The sequence below is a fragment of the Clostridium isatidis genome, assembly GCF_002285495.1.
GTDB lineage: Bacteria > Bacillota > Clostridia > Clostridiales > Clostridiaceae > Clostridium > Clostridium isatidis.
Window position 1 is genome coordinate 1,910,631 of sequence record NZ_CP016786.1, and the last position, 14,394, is coordinate 1,925,024.

At 26.7% G+C, this 14,394-nt stretch carries 15 protein-coding genes and 1 other annotated feature; of the genes, 5 read left to right on the forward strand and 10 right to left on the reverse strand.

Annotation, left to right across the window (positions count from 1 at the left end):
- Positions 1 to 13 precede the first annotated feature (13 nt).
- The 3 genes from BEN51_RS09065 to BEN51_RS09075 form a co-directional block, all read right to left on the reverse strand.
- Positions 14 to 658, reverse strand: coding sequence for an amino acid ABC transporter permease (locus BEN51_RS09065; protein ID WP_119866605.1), 645 nt, complete (start codon positions 656 to 658; stop codon positions 14 to 16).
- A 34-nt stretch (positions 659 to 692) separates the two neighbouring features.
- Positions 693 to 1,499 carry an amino acid ABC transporter substrate-binding protein gene (locus BEN51_RS09070; RefSeq protein ID WP_119865750.1) on the reverse strand — a complete coding sequence of 269 codons (807 nt, stop codon included), beginning with the start codon at positions 1,497 to 1,499 and terminating at the stop codon, positions 693 to 695.
- Positions 1,500 to 1,711: 212 nt separating this feature from the next.
- The gene (locus tag BEN51_RS09075) at positions 1,712 to 2,566 is read right to left on the reverse strand and encodes a CvfB family protein (protein ID WP_119865751.1); all 855 of its coding nucleotides are present in this window, start codon (positions 2,564 to 2,566) and stop codon (positions 1,712 to 1,714) included.
- Between the two features lie 144 nt (positions 2,567 to 2,710).
- On the opposite strand from BEN51_RS09075, the gene BEN51_RS09080 reads away from it, so the two are divergent.
- Positions 2,711 to 3,739 carry a CehA/McbA family metallohydrolase gene (locus tag BEN51_RS09080; protein WP_119865752.1) on the forward strand — a complete coding sequence of 343 codons (1,029 nt, stop codon included), beginning with the start codon at positions 2,711 to 2,713 and terminating at the stop codon, positions 3,737 to 3,739.
- A gap of 46 nt (positions 3,740 to 3,785) precedes the next feature.
- On the opposite strand, the gene BEN51_RS09085 is transcribed toward BEN51_RS09080, so the two are convergent.
- Positions 3,786 to 4,118: a hypothetical protein gene (locus BEN51_RS09085; protein ID WP_119865753.1), complete on the reverse strand. Its 333-nt coding sequence runs from the start codon at positions 4,116 to 4,118 to the stop codon at positions 3,786 to 3,788.
- 221 nt (positions 4,119 to 4,339) lie between these two features.
- Between BEN51_RS09085 and BEN51_RS09090 the strand changes: the two genes are divergently transcribed.
- Together BEN51_RS09090 and BEN51_RS09095 are read left to right on the forward strand one after the other, a co-directional pair.
- Complete coding sequence (locus tag BEN51_RS09090; RefSeq protein WP_119865754.1) at positions 4,340 to 4,807, forward strand: Lrp/AsnC ligand binding domain-containing protein; 468 nt, start codon at positions 4,340 to 4,342, stop codon at positions 4,805 to 4,807.
- A gap of 61 nt (positions 4,808 to 4,868) precedes the next feature.
- Complete coding sequence (locus BEN51_RS09095; RefSeq protein WP_119865755.1) at positions 4,869 to 5,072, forward strand: DUF378 domain-containing protein; 204 nt, start codon at positions 4,869 to 4,871, stop codon at positions 5,070 to 5,072.
- Between the two features lie 25 nt (positions 5,073 to 5,097).
- Here BEN51_RS09095 and BEN51_RS09100 read toward each other — a convergent pair whose 3' ends face one another.
- Complete coding sequence (locus tag BEN51_RS09100) at positions 5,098 to 6,846, reverse strand: phosphoenolpyruvate carboxykinase (ATP) (RefSeq protein WP_119865756.1); 1,749 nt, start codon at positions 6,844 to 6,846, stop codon at positions 5,098 to 5,100.
- Between the two features lie 214 nt (positions 6,847 to 7,060).
- Positions 7,061 to 7,774 (reverse strand): lysophospholipid acyltransferase family protein, encoded by a 714-nt coding sequence (locus tag BEN51_RS09105; protein WP_119865757.1) that lies wholly within the window; start codon positions 7,772 to 7,774, stop codon positions 7,061 to 7,063.
- Positions 7,775 to 7,893: 119 nt separating this feature from the next.
- Between BEN51_RS09105 and BEN51_RS09110 the strand changes: the two genes are divergently transcribed.
- Positions 7,894 to 8,763 (forward strand): ComEC/Rec2 family competence protein, encoded by an 870-nt coding sequence (locus BEN51_RS09110; RefSeq protein WP_207652762.1) that lies wholly within the window; start codon positions 7,894 to 7,896, stop codon positions 8,761 to 8,763.
- A gap of 60 nt (positions 8,764 to 8,823) precedes the next feature.
- Here BEN51_RS09110 and BEN51_RS09115 read toward each other — a convergent pair whose 3' ends face one another.
- Complete coding sequence (locus tag BEN51_RS09115) at positions 8,824 to 9,522, reverse strand: ribonuclease H-like domain-containing protein (RefSeq protein ID WP_119865758.1); 699 nt, start codon at positions 9,520 to 9,522, stop codon at positions 8,824 to 8,826.
- Between the two features lie 331 nt (positions 9,523 to 9,853).
- On the opposite strand from BEN51_RS09115, the gene BEN51_RS09120 reads away from it, so the two are divergent.
- Positions 9,854 to 10,009, forward strand: coding sequence for a FeoB-associated Cys-rich membrane protein (locus BEN51_RS09120; protein ID WP_119865759.1), 156 nt, complete (start codon positions 9,854 to 9,856; stop codon positions 10,007 to 10,009).
- Positions 10,010 to 10,049: 40 nt separating this feature from the next.
- Here BEN51_RS09120 and argS read toward each other — a convergent pair whose 3' ends face one another.
- The 3 genes from argS to BEN51_RS09135 form a co-directional block, all read right to left on the reverse strand.
- A complete protein-coding gene (argS, locus tag BEN51_RS09125) occupies positions 10,050 to 11,741 on the reverse strand; it encodes an arginine--tRNA ligase (RefSeq protein WP_119865760.1) in 1,692 nt (563 codons plus the stop codon).
- Positions 11,742 to 11,793: 52 nt separating this feature from the next.
- Positions 11,794 to 11,984 (reverse strand) — a binding site (T-box leader).
- A 74-nt stretch (positions 11,985 to 12,058) separates the two neighbouring features.
- Positions 12,059 to 12,697, reverse strand: coding sequence for a site-2 protease family protein (locus BEN51_RS09130; RefSeq protein WP_119865761.1), 639 nt, complete (start codon positions 12,695 to 12,697; stop codon positions 12,059 to 12,061).
- A 172-nt stretch (positions 12,698 to 12,869) separates the two neighbouring features.
- Positions 12,870 to 14,291 (reverse strand): LCP family protein, encoded by a 1,422-nt coding sequence (locus BEN51_RS09135; protein ID WP_119865762.1) that lies wholly within the window; start codon positions 14,289 to 14,291, stop codon positions 12,870 to 12,872.
- Positions 14,292 to 14,394 lie beyond the last annotated feature (103 nt).

Below are 14,394 nucleotides of genomic sequence, written 5' to 3' on the forward strand. Positions count from 1 at the left end.
CTATATTCACTCCCTAGTTGTAATAATTAAACTTTTCTTCACAGTATTCTAAGATCTTACTTATTATCCCGTTAAAAATCAAATATACTATTCCTACCACTACGAAAGGCATTATTGAAGAAATTCTATTTGATGCTATCTTAGCAATTTTTAATAATTCATCAAGTCCAACAACATATACTAAGGAGGTATCTTTTACTAAAGTTACTACTTCATTTGAAACTGGAGGAAATATTCTCTTTAATGCTTGTGGCAATATTATTCTAAAAAAAGTATCCCTCTTACTTAAGCCTAAAACTTCTGCCCCTTCATACTGCCCCTTATCTATTGATAATATCCCTGCTCTAAATATTTCCCCAAAATATGCTGCATAATTTAAAACCATTGCTAAAATTGCAGCAGGAAATCTATCAAAAGTAATATTAAATAATGGCAAACCAAAAAATATAAATAATATTTGTAATAAAAGAGGTGTACCTCTAAAAATAATAATATATATTTTAGATATTTCCTTTAAAAGTTTTATTTTAGATAATCTAATTAACGCTACTACTACTCCTAAAGGAAGGGATAATACTAAAGTTAATATAAATATTTCGATTGTAACTTTAAATCCCTCTAATACCTGTGGTAAAATTTCAATTATTTCATTTAATATTTCCACCTAATACACCCCTTATCTTTCTAAAACACTATTTTACTACAATATCTTCACCAAACCACTTTATTGATATTTCTGTAGCCTTACCTTCTTCAATTAATTCATCGATTGCTTTATTTATAGCATCCACTAAAGCCTCATCTTTTTTTCTCATCCCAATTGCATAACTTTCTTTACCAAAGTCTTCAGCTAACACTTTATATTTTTCTTCTCCTCTTTGTTTAATATAGTATTTTGCAAGTATTTCATCTGCTACAATAGCATCTAATCTCCCTGCTTCAAGATCCATAAAAGCATCATTATTAGTATCGAAAGTTACAATACTGCCATCCTTAAAAGTGCTAAGAACTTCAGGTTCTTTTTCTATTGCATCAACAGCACTTGATTGATTTTGAGCTCCAACAACCTTGTTAGCTAAATCTTTCTTACTATTAATATCTGCATCTGCCAATGTTATAATAACTTGTCTATTATCTAAATATACATCTGAAAATGCAACTTTTTCTTTTCTTTCTTCAGTTACACTATAACCATTCCATATAAAATCTATATTTCCATTATTAAGTTCAGTTTCCTTCATGGACCAATCTATTGGTTGAAAGGTTATTTCCTTACCTAATTTTTCACCAACTGCCTTTGCCAATTCGATATCGAAACCAACATATTCACCATTTTCATCTTTAAAGCCCATTGGGACAAAAGTATCATCAAAGCCTAATACAAGTTTATCCTTTTCTAATGTATTTGCTTCTTTAGACTTATTATTTCCACATGATACTAAACTAAATGCCAAAACCCCAAGTGTAATTCCTAAAACAATATTTTTTATTTTTTTCATTAATAACACCCCTTATAAAATAATTTCTTATTGCTTTATCTATTTAATACTTTATCATGCTAAATTATTAAAGTCAAGAGGTATTTTAATTTTTTATAGTACACTTTAAAAAATGTACAATGTAGGATATTTTATTATGAAAATTTATACTATATCTCATGTCAAATTTCATACTACATTGTACATTTTAAGTTGTTTTATTTCACAAAATTTTATTTTCTACCTTCTAAAAGTCTTGTTCCTTCTTCATTTTGTTCAATCTTTCCTTCTTTCATTAATCCTCCAAGAGCCATTTTAAAATAGTTTTTACTTGTATTAAATGTTGCTTTTATATCTTCAGGTTTTGACTTATCATTAAAGTTCATAAAGCCCCCATTTTTTCTTAAATACTTTAATATTTCCTCTTGGATTTTCTCTCTTTCAGATAATCTTGTTTTTCTTGGAGTTAATCCTATAACACCATCTTCATAAATTATTTTTATCCTTAACTTCAATTCTGTTCCTGGATAAACATCAGTATAATATTCATTAGGTAATATAATTCCTCTATACTTGCTTTCTACTGCTATTAATAACGTTCCATTATCTCCCCTAGCATAAACTTGACCAACAACCTCTTCTCCTACCTTATATTCTTTGTTATCATCTGAAGCTAATATAATATATTTATCTACATCCGTGGTAGCAGCAATTCTTCCTGTCTTATCAAGATATATGTAAAATAAATAGTAGCTATCCTTATGTAATTTAAATCTTTGTTCTTTTAGCGGTACAAAAACATCTCTATCTAATCCAATATCAACAAAAGCCCCAAAGTTAGTAATATATGCAACCTTTAAATATGCAACATCTCCTACCATTGCCAGTGGTTTCTTAAAAGTAGCTATTGGTCTATCCTTAGAATCTCTATATACAAATACTTCTATTTTATCTCCTATAGATATTTTTTTATTTTCTGTCATTGATTTTGGCAAAAGCACTTCATCTCTTCCATAATCACCTAAATAAAATCCAAAATCTTTTTCTCTTTTAACTTCTAAAATATTATTTCTTCCTATATTAATCATTTTTCCTCCTTTTAATAAGTAAAAATTTCTTATTAAAACTAAATTTACTGAATAAAGTTATTTTATCATTTACTAATATTATTGTCATTATTTATAGATATTAAATACTATATATATAATAAATAATAATTTTAGGAGCTTATTTTGGGAAGAAAAAAACATAAACATAGTAAAGGATTTGATAAAAATAATATAAAATACTATTATGGTATTCCTCATAGTCATACCAGTTTTTCTACTGGAAAAGGCTCTCCATTAGAAGCTTATGAATATGGAAGAAAAGCTGGACTTAATTTTATGATAATAACAGACCATAACTCCTTTTTATCTGATAAAGTTCATATTAAAGATGATATTTATAATAAATTTCAAGCTACAAAATATTATGCTTCAAAAATAAGAAAAAAAGATGATGATTTCTTAGCTCTAGTAGGATTTGAAACAAAAACTAATTTATATGGTGATTTTAATATAATAAATTCTGAAACTTTTTTTAAAGGAAGTATTAAAAATCTAAATATATTAACTTTATGGATGTTAAACAATCCTGATGCTTTCATTTCCATAAATCATCCTCATAAAAATATTAAGACACTCCCTTATAATTCAATTTTAAATAAAATGATAACTTCTATTGAAGTAGGAAATGGAAGCCTTGATGGTAAATATACTAGGCATGAAAAATATTATTTTAGTCTCTTAGATACAGGATGGAAGCTTGGAGCTATAAATGGACAGGACAATCATAAAATGAATTTCGGTGACTCTGAAAATTTAACTGTCTGCATCTGCAATGCCTTATCTACAAAAGAAATAATTGATGCCTTTAGAAAAAAGCGTACCTATTCTACGGAATCTAGATATCTAAGATTTTATTTCACTATCAATGATAAATTTATGGGAGAATCAATAAGTCCTTTAAATACAAAACTTAGATTTATGATATTTTGCGAAGATATTAAATATAAAATTAGAGAAATTCAAATTATCTCTAACCAAGGAAACATAATAAAAAAGATAGAAGAAATTAATTTGAATAGCATTAAATATCTCTATGAGCACAAAAGAGAAAGCTCAGAAACATGGTTTATAATAAAAATTATACAAGAAAATAGTAAAGTATCTTTTAGTTCTCCCATTTTCATTTCAATAGAAGAAGATGATAATTTATAATAAAAAAGCTGTTTAAGAGTTAACTCTTAAACAGCTTTTATGTATCTTATTTATTTTGATCTTTTAAATGTTTTACTCTATTTGGCTTAGCTTTAGGTCTTATTACTATTTTCTTTTCTATTTTAGGTCCCCCTGTAGTTTGTATTTCCATAAACCATAGGAAAAACCAAACAGTTACTACCGTAAATAAATTCTTCAACCAAAAATTTTGTGGATTAATTATAAATTGTAATACAAAAGATAAAATAGTTATCCCAAGTATAATCCACTTATTAACTCTAATTTTTGAAAAAACAAACTTTCTTCCTAATGTCATTAATAAAAACATTACTGCAACTATTATAACTATATATAATGCAGTTACTAAAAATCCAGTCATACTACTCCTCCTTAATATCCTACTAATATTATATTAAAAGAAAAGCTATTCATTTTCAATACTTTAGTATTATTCAAAAATATTTTTCTATTAAAATTTAAATATAATAAAATTAAGCAATTATAATATTTTTATTAATTTTATTATAATTAACTTCTATTTTAATTAATTATTTGATAAAATATACTTATAAATAAAAATATGTTAAAAGGAGTGGTTTTATGGCTCTTAATCAACATCCCCAATTAGATGAATTAGACCTTCAAATATTAGATCTACTAATTAAAGATTCTAGAACCCCTTATTTAGAAATCGCCAGAATATGTCATGTTAGTGGTGGTACAATACATGTAAGAATGAAAAAAATGGAGGAAATGGGAATAATTAAAGGCACTAGGATAGTGCTTGATTTACCAAAACTTGGTTATGATGTATGCTGTTTTGTTGGTATTTATATAGATAGAACTTCATCTTTTAGAAATGTATTTGAAGAATTATCTAAAATAAAAGAAGTTGTTGAACTCCATTTAACAACTGGTGATTATTCAGTATTTGCAAAAGTAATTTGTAAAAATACTACTGATTTACAAGATATATTACTTAATAAAATAAATGTTATCGACGGAATTCAAAGAACTGAAACAATAATCTCTCTAGAACAACCTATAGATAGAAATATTACAATTTAGTTATAAAATCTTTTAATTTGGTTAAAATACTAAAGAAATAATCAAATTAAGAGGTGTTAATATGAAAGTATTAGATAACATTGCATTAATATTAGTTATTATTGGTGCAATAAATTGGGGGCTAATCGGATTTTTTGATTTTAATCTAGTAGAAGCCATATTTTCAACTATGCCTGCAATAAGCAGAGTAATTTATGCTTTAGTAGGAATTGCAGGATTATATTGTTTATCATTATTTTCAAGGGTAAATAACTCTGATAAATAAATAAAAAGAGCCTAAAAGGCTCTTTTTATTTTAAACTTTTAATAATTTCAAATAATTCAATAGCGGCATTTCTTGGTCCTTCTTTTTCTTTTCCTTCAATTCCTAAACAAGTTTTTATTTCACCAACTTTTACATTTCTCTTAAACATAGCTTCAAAATATTTTTCTATTAATATGTCTGTTTCTTTTATTTTCTGAGCAGGACCAAATGGATTTGCAAAGTAACTTTCTACTAAGCCCTTTTCAGAGGTTGTTCCTTTCGCTATTCTGGCACCTTTCTTAAATACTTCAATAGCTTCACTTGGGTTATTAAAGAACTCAATTGATTTTTCTCCTTCTTTAACTTCAGTATAATTATTGGCATATAGGAATAAATCAACATCATATCCTTTAATAATTTCTTTATATGGTGAAACAGGCATTACAAGCCTTGCATTAATCTTATCTGGATTCATAAAAATACTTCTATCTAGTTCTTTAAAAGCATATCCAGCATCTAAATCGTCTAACCTTACAAAGGCTCCAATTTCTGTACCATATCCTTTTATTTTTCCATCTATATCTTTAAATTTACCCATATCATCAAATATTATTGTCATGTTACTAATATAATCTTCACCTAAAGTTCTAAAGGCTTCTAAACTTTCTGATTTTCCAGCACCACTATCTCCCATAATTACAACATTAGCTGATTTTCCATCTTTTAATTCTATGCTTACCATTGCTCCATGTATTGGTAAATATCCTCTTTTTATCATTACTAAATTGTGTAATGTTAATGTCATTTTTTTCATATATCCAAAATAATCTATTTCATCACTATAGGTAATATATCCTAACATAATTTCATTTTCTTTATCATCATAGAATACAGTTTTCTTTTCTTCACCCTTATCTCTTGCTCCAAACACAAATACTAAATCTGGTTTTTTTCCTCTATATTCTTCACATCTAGCCATTTCAAATAAGTTACATAAGGTTATTCCATGATGCATAAAATCTCTATGGAAATAAATAAAGGCAATTAATTCCCCAACTTTTGCTGGATAGCAGAACCAATGATCTTTATTTAATGTTGCTTCTTTTAAAGGGTTATAACTTATCTCTTTAAACATACCACTTCTAGTATTTTTCTTAGGATAAGTAATAAACGGTGTTTCTAATAATATAGCATCAATAAATTCTATATCTTCTAAAATTTCGTAGCCATTTGGTATTGGCCATAAAATTTTGTTAACCTTTAGAGAAGCATTTCCTCCTACTGGAATTTGTCTAAATACATTAGGCTTATATCCTAAAGTATTTTTTTCTATTTTTCTATATAACTTTAATATTAAATTTGATAAAGCTGAATTTGCTTGTGTAAAATTTACTGATGATAATCCTTCTTGTTTCTTATTTGTATGAATTATAGTATATCTTTCTAACTTTCTCCAAAATAAATATAACTCTTCTACTAGGTTAATAAATTGATCTCTTTCCTTAAATAACTCACTATAAAAATCATTTATCTCTATAATTTCGTCTACACTCATAACAGTGCAATATTTAAAAACTTTGCATAATTTCTTTGTAATTATGCTTACATCTTCTGTTTGCAAGCTTTTCTTCAAATATCTCCAATTTAGAGTTACCTTCTTTTTTGCATTCTTTATATAACTTTCTATTACCCTTTTAAAACCACTACTTTCTACAAGTTCTTCAAAAGTACTACAATAATTAGCAGAAAAGTTAATTAATACTTTGTCATTACTAATTGAAAACTCTTTTTTCATATTTCCGCCCCCTATTTGAATTAATTACTTTTATAATCTTTCATTTTTTTGCTAATGCAACATATTATACCATGTTTTTTGCAAGTTTATAAGTGCTTCTTTGCATTTTTCTAATAAATTATTAGATTGTTAATTTTTATATCATAATAATATATTTTTAATAATAAAAAGTTATACCATTATAATATAAATTATAATAATATAACTTTCAAGATTATTCTTCTCCTAAATTTTTTGCAATTATACTTCTTATTCTTTCTGGAAGTTCTCTTTCTTCTTCCTTAGTAAGCTTATCAGTGTAAATAGGTTTTGAAAAAGTTACTTTAATATCTACTGCTTTAAACTTCCTATTTTCTTCATAAGCTTTGTATGCTCCTTCTATTGCAACAGGTACAACAGGAGCCTTTGCCATAGTAGCAAGTTTTAAACTACCTTTCTTAAATTGTCCCATCTTTCCATTCTTACTTCTCGTTCCTTCAGGAAAAATTGCCATACTATAACCAGCTTTTATGTTGTCAGCCCCTTCTTTTATAGCTTTCAAGCCCTCCCTAACATTTTCCCTATCTAATGCTACACAATTATATTCTTTCATTAAATAACCTAATACAGGAGTATTAGACATTTCTTTTTTAGCAATAAACCCCATACATTTGCCTACTGAATTTATTAATATTGGTATATCTAAAATGCTTGTATGATTTCCTATATAGCAGCATGGGCCATCAGGAATATTCTCTTTACCTAATATTGTAATCTTCATTCCTATTGTTTTTATTGTAAATTCAGCCCACTTTTCTCCAATTTCAGCACAGTAATCTTTTGCTGCCTTTTCACCCTTTGTTTTTTTTATATATTTATGTTTTAATATTTTGCATGGCATTATGACAGCCATATAAAATCCATAGTTAATATACTTTAAAATATTCATTTACTCACCACCATAATTTTTCTATGTTTATTATAATGTTATTTCTTTCTTTCTTCAATTATATTTTCACTTTGAAATGTCCATAATTACAAAAAAAAAGCTTTTAAGGAGTATAAAAATTGCATAAGAAATATCGTTTTTCCATTATTATCACATTTATAATTTTATTCTCAGTATTTTTATTTTCAAAAATTTATTCAAAAAAATTGATTTATGATATAAGTTCTGAGAATATGATAGTTCACTTTATAAATGTAGGACAGGGAGATGCCATCTTAATACAGGTGAATAATAAGAACATGCTTATTGATGCTGGTCCTGTAGATGCAAAGGATAAACTATTCGATTATTTATCCTCATTGAAAATTAAGCATTTAGATTATGTAATAGCAACCCATCCTCATGAAGATCATATAGGAAATATGGCTTACATAATTGATAAATACAATGTATTAAATTTTTATGCACCTAAAATAACAAATAATACAAAGCCCTTTGAAACAATGATAGAGGCCTTGGTTAGAAAGGATTTAAAAATTAATGTTATAAAAGCTAATACAAATTCAATTTCTCTTGGAAATAATACTAAAACGGAAGTATTTTCTCCTATTTCTAATAGTTATGAAGATATTAACAATTACTCTCCTATTATTAAAATTACCCATGGGAAGATTTCCTTTCTTTTTACAGGTGATGCTGAGGAAATTGCAGAGAAGGAAGTGATTTGTTCAGGATATAATTTAAAATCTGACCTTTTGAAAATAGGCCACCACGGTTCCTCTTCTTCAACTAGTAAAGAATTTTTCTCAAAAGTAAATCCAAAGATATGTGTTATTTCTGTTGGGAAAAATAATAACTATGGACACCCTACTAAGGATGTCTTAGAAACTATTAAAAATACAAAAGTCTTAAGAACAGATATAAATGATACAATTGTTATTATTTCTAATGGAAAGTCTTTAAAAATGATAGATGCTCCTAAATATTAGGAGCATCTATCATTTAAGAATATCTTCTTAAATAAAAAATCTATAAAACTTAAACTTTTATTATGCTTCTTTATTAACTTCCTTTGAATTATCTTCAACTAAATTATCTACTTTATCTTTATTAATAAATTCCCTCCACGAAGTATAAATATAATATAAATTTGTAACATCTGCTTCATTATATAAAAGTATTGTCTCAATTTTTTCTTTTGGCATTCTAATAATATATTCTCTATCTTTTAATACTTTATGAAAAGTTTTCGCTAAGTTTGAACCACTTATTAAATCTCTTTCTTCTCTCACTATTCCAAATTCTTTTTCTAAATTCTTAAGTCCTATGGAATGTTTCTTTTCTTTTTCATATTCCTTTTGAATATCAATATCTTGAAAATCTTTAGAAAAGTTAAAATCAATATTATATTTTTCAAAAAGATAATTTATTACTGTATAATCATTATTTCCTGAAAAAGTAACTATAGCACTTTTGCCTTTTCTTTTCATTTTAATAAAATATTTTTTTGCTAAATATAGTATTTGAACTACTTCATTTTTATTCTCTATCATATATTGAGTAACATGCAGCTTATTATTTTCATAAATACAGGCTCCAAAAACACCAATACATTTAGGTTTTTTGTAAACGTAATGCTCTAAATCAAAAAATATAAGCTCTTCCGGTGTTTTATTAATATCTTCCGTCCTCAGCATATATTCTTCAAGTGTGGGCTCTACTTCTATTATATTTTCTCGAATAATCACATTACCACTCTTTCTTCCTTATCATTATCACCTTGTATTATTATTATCTTATAACATTATATCATTTTTAATTTAATATAAGAATATGTAATATATAAAAATTATATAGTTATATATTATGTAATATATAATATATTTTACTCTAATGAGCAATTTTTAATTTTTATTTTTTATAATAAAACATTACCAGCTCAAAAAATATTGACTAAAATTTTACAATTAGTTATACTATTTATATGATAATGATTTTCAATACAAATCCCGTTATATTTACTTTAAGATTTAACTAAGGATTTATATTTATAAAAAATTCTAAAAGAGGGTGTTTTTTATGGAAATATTAATAACTTTACTTATTGTTGCATTTGCTATTTCAGTTCTTTATAAAAACTTTAAAAAAGCCTCAAAAGGTGGCTGCAGCTGTAGTGATAAAAGTTCAGCTAATTGTTCAGGCTGTTCATCAAATATATCAATTACTAAACGTTAAAATTATAAAAAGATGCTGTAAAAATTACAGCATCTTTTTATTACATCTTTTCTACAACTTCAATTCCTAGTAAAGCTAATGCATTTTTTATAACTTGGCATGTAGATTTAACTAAGTTTATTCTAGCAATCTTTAATTCTTCATCTTCTAAGTTTAATACTGAGTGAGAATTATAGAATTTATTAAAGTCTTTCGCTACTTGAATTGCATATCTTGTAATAACAGAAGGTTCAAGCTTTTCTGTTGCTAAATGTATCTGATTTTCAAAACTTTCTAAAGTCTTAACAAGTTCAAATTCTTCCTTTGAAGTAAGCTTTGAATAATCTGCTTCTCCTTTAATTTCCCCAGCTCTATCTAATATACTATTTGCTCTTGCATAAGAATATTGAACATATGGACCAGTTTCTCCATCAAATGAAAGAATTTCCTTCCAATCAAATATAATATCTTTTTCTCTAGAATTTTTAAGATAAGTAAATAATATTGACCCAATTCCTATCTTTTTAGCTACTTCTTCTTTGTTTTCTAATTTAGGATTTTTTTCATTTATTACTTCTAAAGATTTTTCTATAGCTTCATTTATTAATTCATCAAGAAGAATCATTTCTCCTTTTCTTGTTGACATTTTACCAGTTGCTGATTTAACTGTTCCAAAACCTACATGGATACAATCCTTTGCCCATTCATGCCCAGCAAGTTCTAATACTTTAAATACTTGCTTGAAATGTAAGGATTGAGGTAACCCAACTACATATATAGATTTATAGAAATTGTAAGTTTTCTTTCTATAAATTGCAGCAGCTAAATCTCTTGTTGCATATATAGATGCACCATCAGCCTTTAATACAATACATGGAGGCATGTTATATTCATCTAACATAACAACTTGAGCTCCATTACTTTCAACTAAAAGTCCTTTATCCTTTAATTCCCTAACGACTTCATCCATTTTATCATTATAAAAAGCTTCTCCAGCATAGGAATCAAATTTTACATTAAATATATCATATATTCTTTCGAACTCTTTTAAACTTAAGTCTCTAAATCTTTTCCATAATGCTGTTGCTTCTTCATCTCTATCTTCTAAAGCTTTAAAATATGCTCTAGCTTCATCTTCTAAAGCTTCATTCTTTTCTGCTTCTTCATGGAATTTAACATATATTCTTAAGAGCTCATTTATAGCATTTTCTTCTAAGGCTTCTTCATTCCCCCATCTCTTATAGGCAGAAATTAATTTACCAAATTGAGTTCCCCAGTCTCCTAGGTGATTTAAGCCTTGAACTTCATATCCTTCTTTTTTAAATAACTTATATAAAGAATTTCCAATTGCTGTTGTAAAAAGATGACCTACATGAAATGGTTTTGCAATATTAGGTGAAGAATATTCAACACAAATTGTTTTTCCTTCTCCTATATTAGATGAACCATATTCATCTCCCTCTTTTAATATCTTTTTGATTGCATTTTTTGTAAATACGCTCTTATCTACAAAGAAATTCACATAAGGTCCCACATTTATTATTTTTTCAAATCCATCCTTATTTAATTTTACTATCAATTCTTCAGCAATCATATTAGGAGCTTTTCTAAAGGTTTTTGCTAATTGAAAACATGGAAAAGCATAATCCCCTAATTCCGGCTTAGGCGGTATTTCAATTAATTTTTCTATTGTTTCTAGATCAAGATCTATTTCTTTATTTAATAGTTCTGCTATTATCTTTTTGTAATCCATTTTTTCCTCCTTCAAAATATATACTTATAAATAAAAAATCCCCCTCTTAATAATAAGAGACGGATAATATTTCCGCGGTACCACTCTAATTGCATAAAATGCCACTCTATGCTTTAACGCAGCTAAACGACTATAAATAGTTATCTCAAAGGCTCTCTTCATATATTATATCTTATAAGGCTTCCACCATCCCCTACTCGCTTAAAGAATCTAATACACTACTCTTCTTCTCAACGATAATATTAATATTCTATTTTATCAAGCTAATTATACAAAAGCAGCAAAATTATTGCAAGAAATTTATTTAAATCTAAGCTTTAAATCATTCCAAACAATAGTCCAGCTATTTTTAAGAATAAGCCTTCTATTAACCCTGATGGTATCGCTAAAACATATTTACCTAAAACTACAAATGTTATCAAAATATAAAGCTGGTAATCATATATCATTCCCGAATATTTATAAAAATTTCTGGGACTTAAGTATCTAAATAAATCAAAACCTGCAAGTCCTGGTAATGGTAATAAATTAAATATAAATAAATTTATATTTATTTCTACTATAAACTTAAGAGCATAAGTTATAATCATAAAACTTGATACATTTAAATATATTCCCAACTTTAACCATAAAGTAAATATTAATGAAAATATAAAAGCAACTATTAAAGTAGAAAATAACGATGCATAGGTAACTTTAACAGCATCTTTATACCCATTTTTATAGGCATTAGGATTAGTTTCCACAGGTTTTGTCCATCCGAAGCCAGCTACTAATATCATAATAAATCCAATAATGTCTATATGATCTAATGGGTTTAAGCTTAACCTTCCTTGAAATCTCGGAGTTTTATCCCCTAATTTATCTGCCATCTTTGCCTTTGCATAGCCCTGAGCTGTAAAGGCTATTAAAATTCCTGGAATTACTAAAACTTTTTGTAATAAATAATTGTTCATAATTACCTCCTTACACTTGTATTATACCATAATTATGAAAATTAAATACTATTATATGTTAAATAACTATTAACAGTCATTTATAAAATTAAATATAAAAGTCCACAGCTAAAACTCTTTAATAATCTAAAGTTAAGCCTAGCTGTGAACTTTATACTAATGCTTTTTAATATCAATTCTGCTTATTGTCTATTGTATTAGTATTGGTATTTTCGGTATTATTAGGATTTTCTATTTTTTGCTCTCCAGAAGGACTATTAGGGTTATTAGGAGTGTTATTTTGATCTTGATCTCCATTATTGTCTACTGGATTATTAGAACCATTATTATTATCAGCTTGATTATTTCCATCAGATGGCTTTTCTTCATTTTCCTTTGCAGGAACTTCTTCTTTCTTTTCCTCTGAATTTTTGTTAGGATCTGTTATAACCTCTTTCTCTCTATCATTATAATCTTCTGGGTTTATATTATATATAGCATTATAAGATGCTTCTTCAGCATCATATTTAGCAGCAAGACTTTGTACTGCTAATAAGTCAAAATCCTCTACATTTGGTAATTTATCATTAAATATAAAATCATAAAGCACCTTAGAATTTTGTTCAAAATCAATTAATAAACTCCATCCTTTATCTTTATAAGGACGATCTCCAGCTATTAATTCTGTTTGTGGTATTTGAAGCTGTTCAATATTTAATGATGGTAATTTATATATTGTATATGCTAAATTTAAAGCAAGCGGTATATCAATGTTGGTCTTAACATAATTTGCCATTGTGTTTGCCAAACTAACATATTTTAATGGACTTATTTCCCTAAACTTATTAGCAACCTCTGATAAAACTCTATTTTGTCTTTCTGCTCTTTCAAAGCCGCCATTTCCTACATACCTAATTCTTGCATAGGATAAAGCTTGTTGTCCATTTAAATGTTGATATCCAGGCTCTGATAATAATGGTGAATTTAATCCAGTTGTTTCTCCAATATATTTATTTACCTCATCTAATTCATAATCCTTTACTTCGACATCTATTCCACCTAGTTGATCAATTATATCTTCAAATCCCCAGAAATTAACTATAACATATTTATCTAAATGCAAATTAAAATTTTCTTCTATAGTTTTCATTAAAAGAGCAGCTCCACCTTCTGCGCCCTTTGGCTTTCCATTTTCATCTTCTTCTATACTTCCTAAGTAAAAGGCTGTATTGATTTTATATTCATCATAATTAGGTATTTTTACTAATGTATCTCTAATTATAGAAGTTAGTTTTATTTTTTTATTATTATTATCTAAAGTTGCTATAATTATAGAATCTGAACGAGATGGTTCATCTAAAGTTCTGCCATCAATTCCAATTAACAATACATTTGTTATTCCTTCTACTTCAGAATAACTCTCTTCCTTCTTTTCCTCTGGAACATATTCATCATATATCTTATTTCTAATATTATTATAGATTGATATTCCACCTATTAATAACGCTGCTAAAATTACCACAATAGTTGTTATTACAATTTTCATCTTTTTGCTCATCTTTTTCTTATGTTTTTCTCTTCTATTTCTAGCATTCTCCAAATTTTCACTATTCATTTTTTACTCCTCCCCTAATTTATATCTTAGGAATAATATTAATATTGCACGACATAATAAATATTTTATCAAAAAATGATGATAATTTCATTACAATTTTATG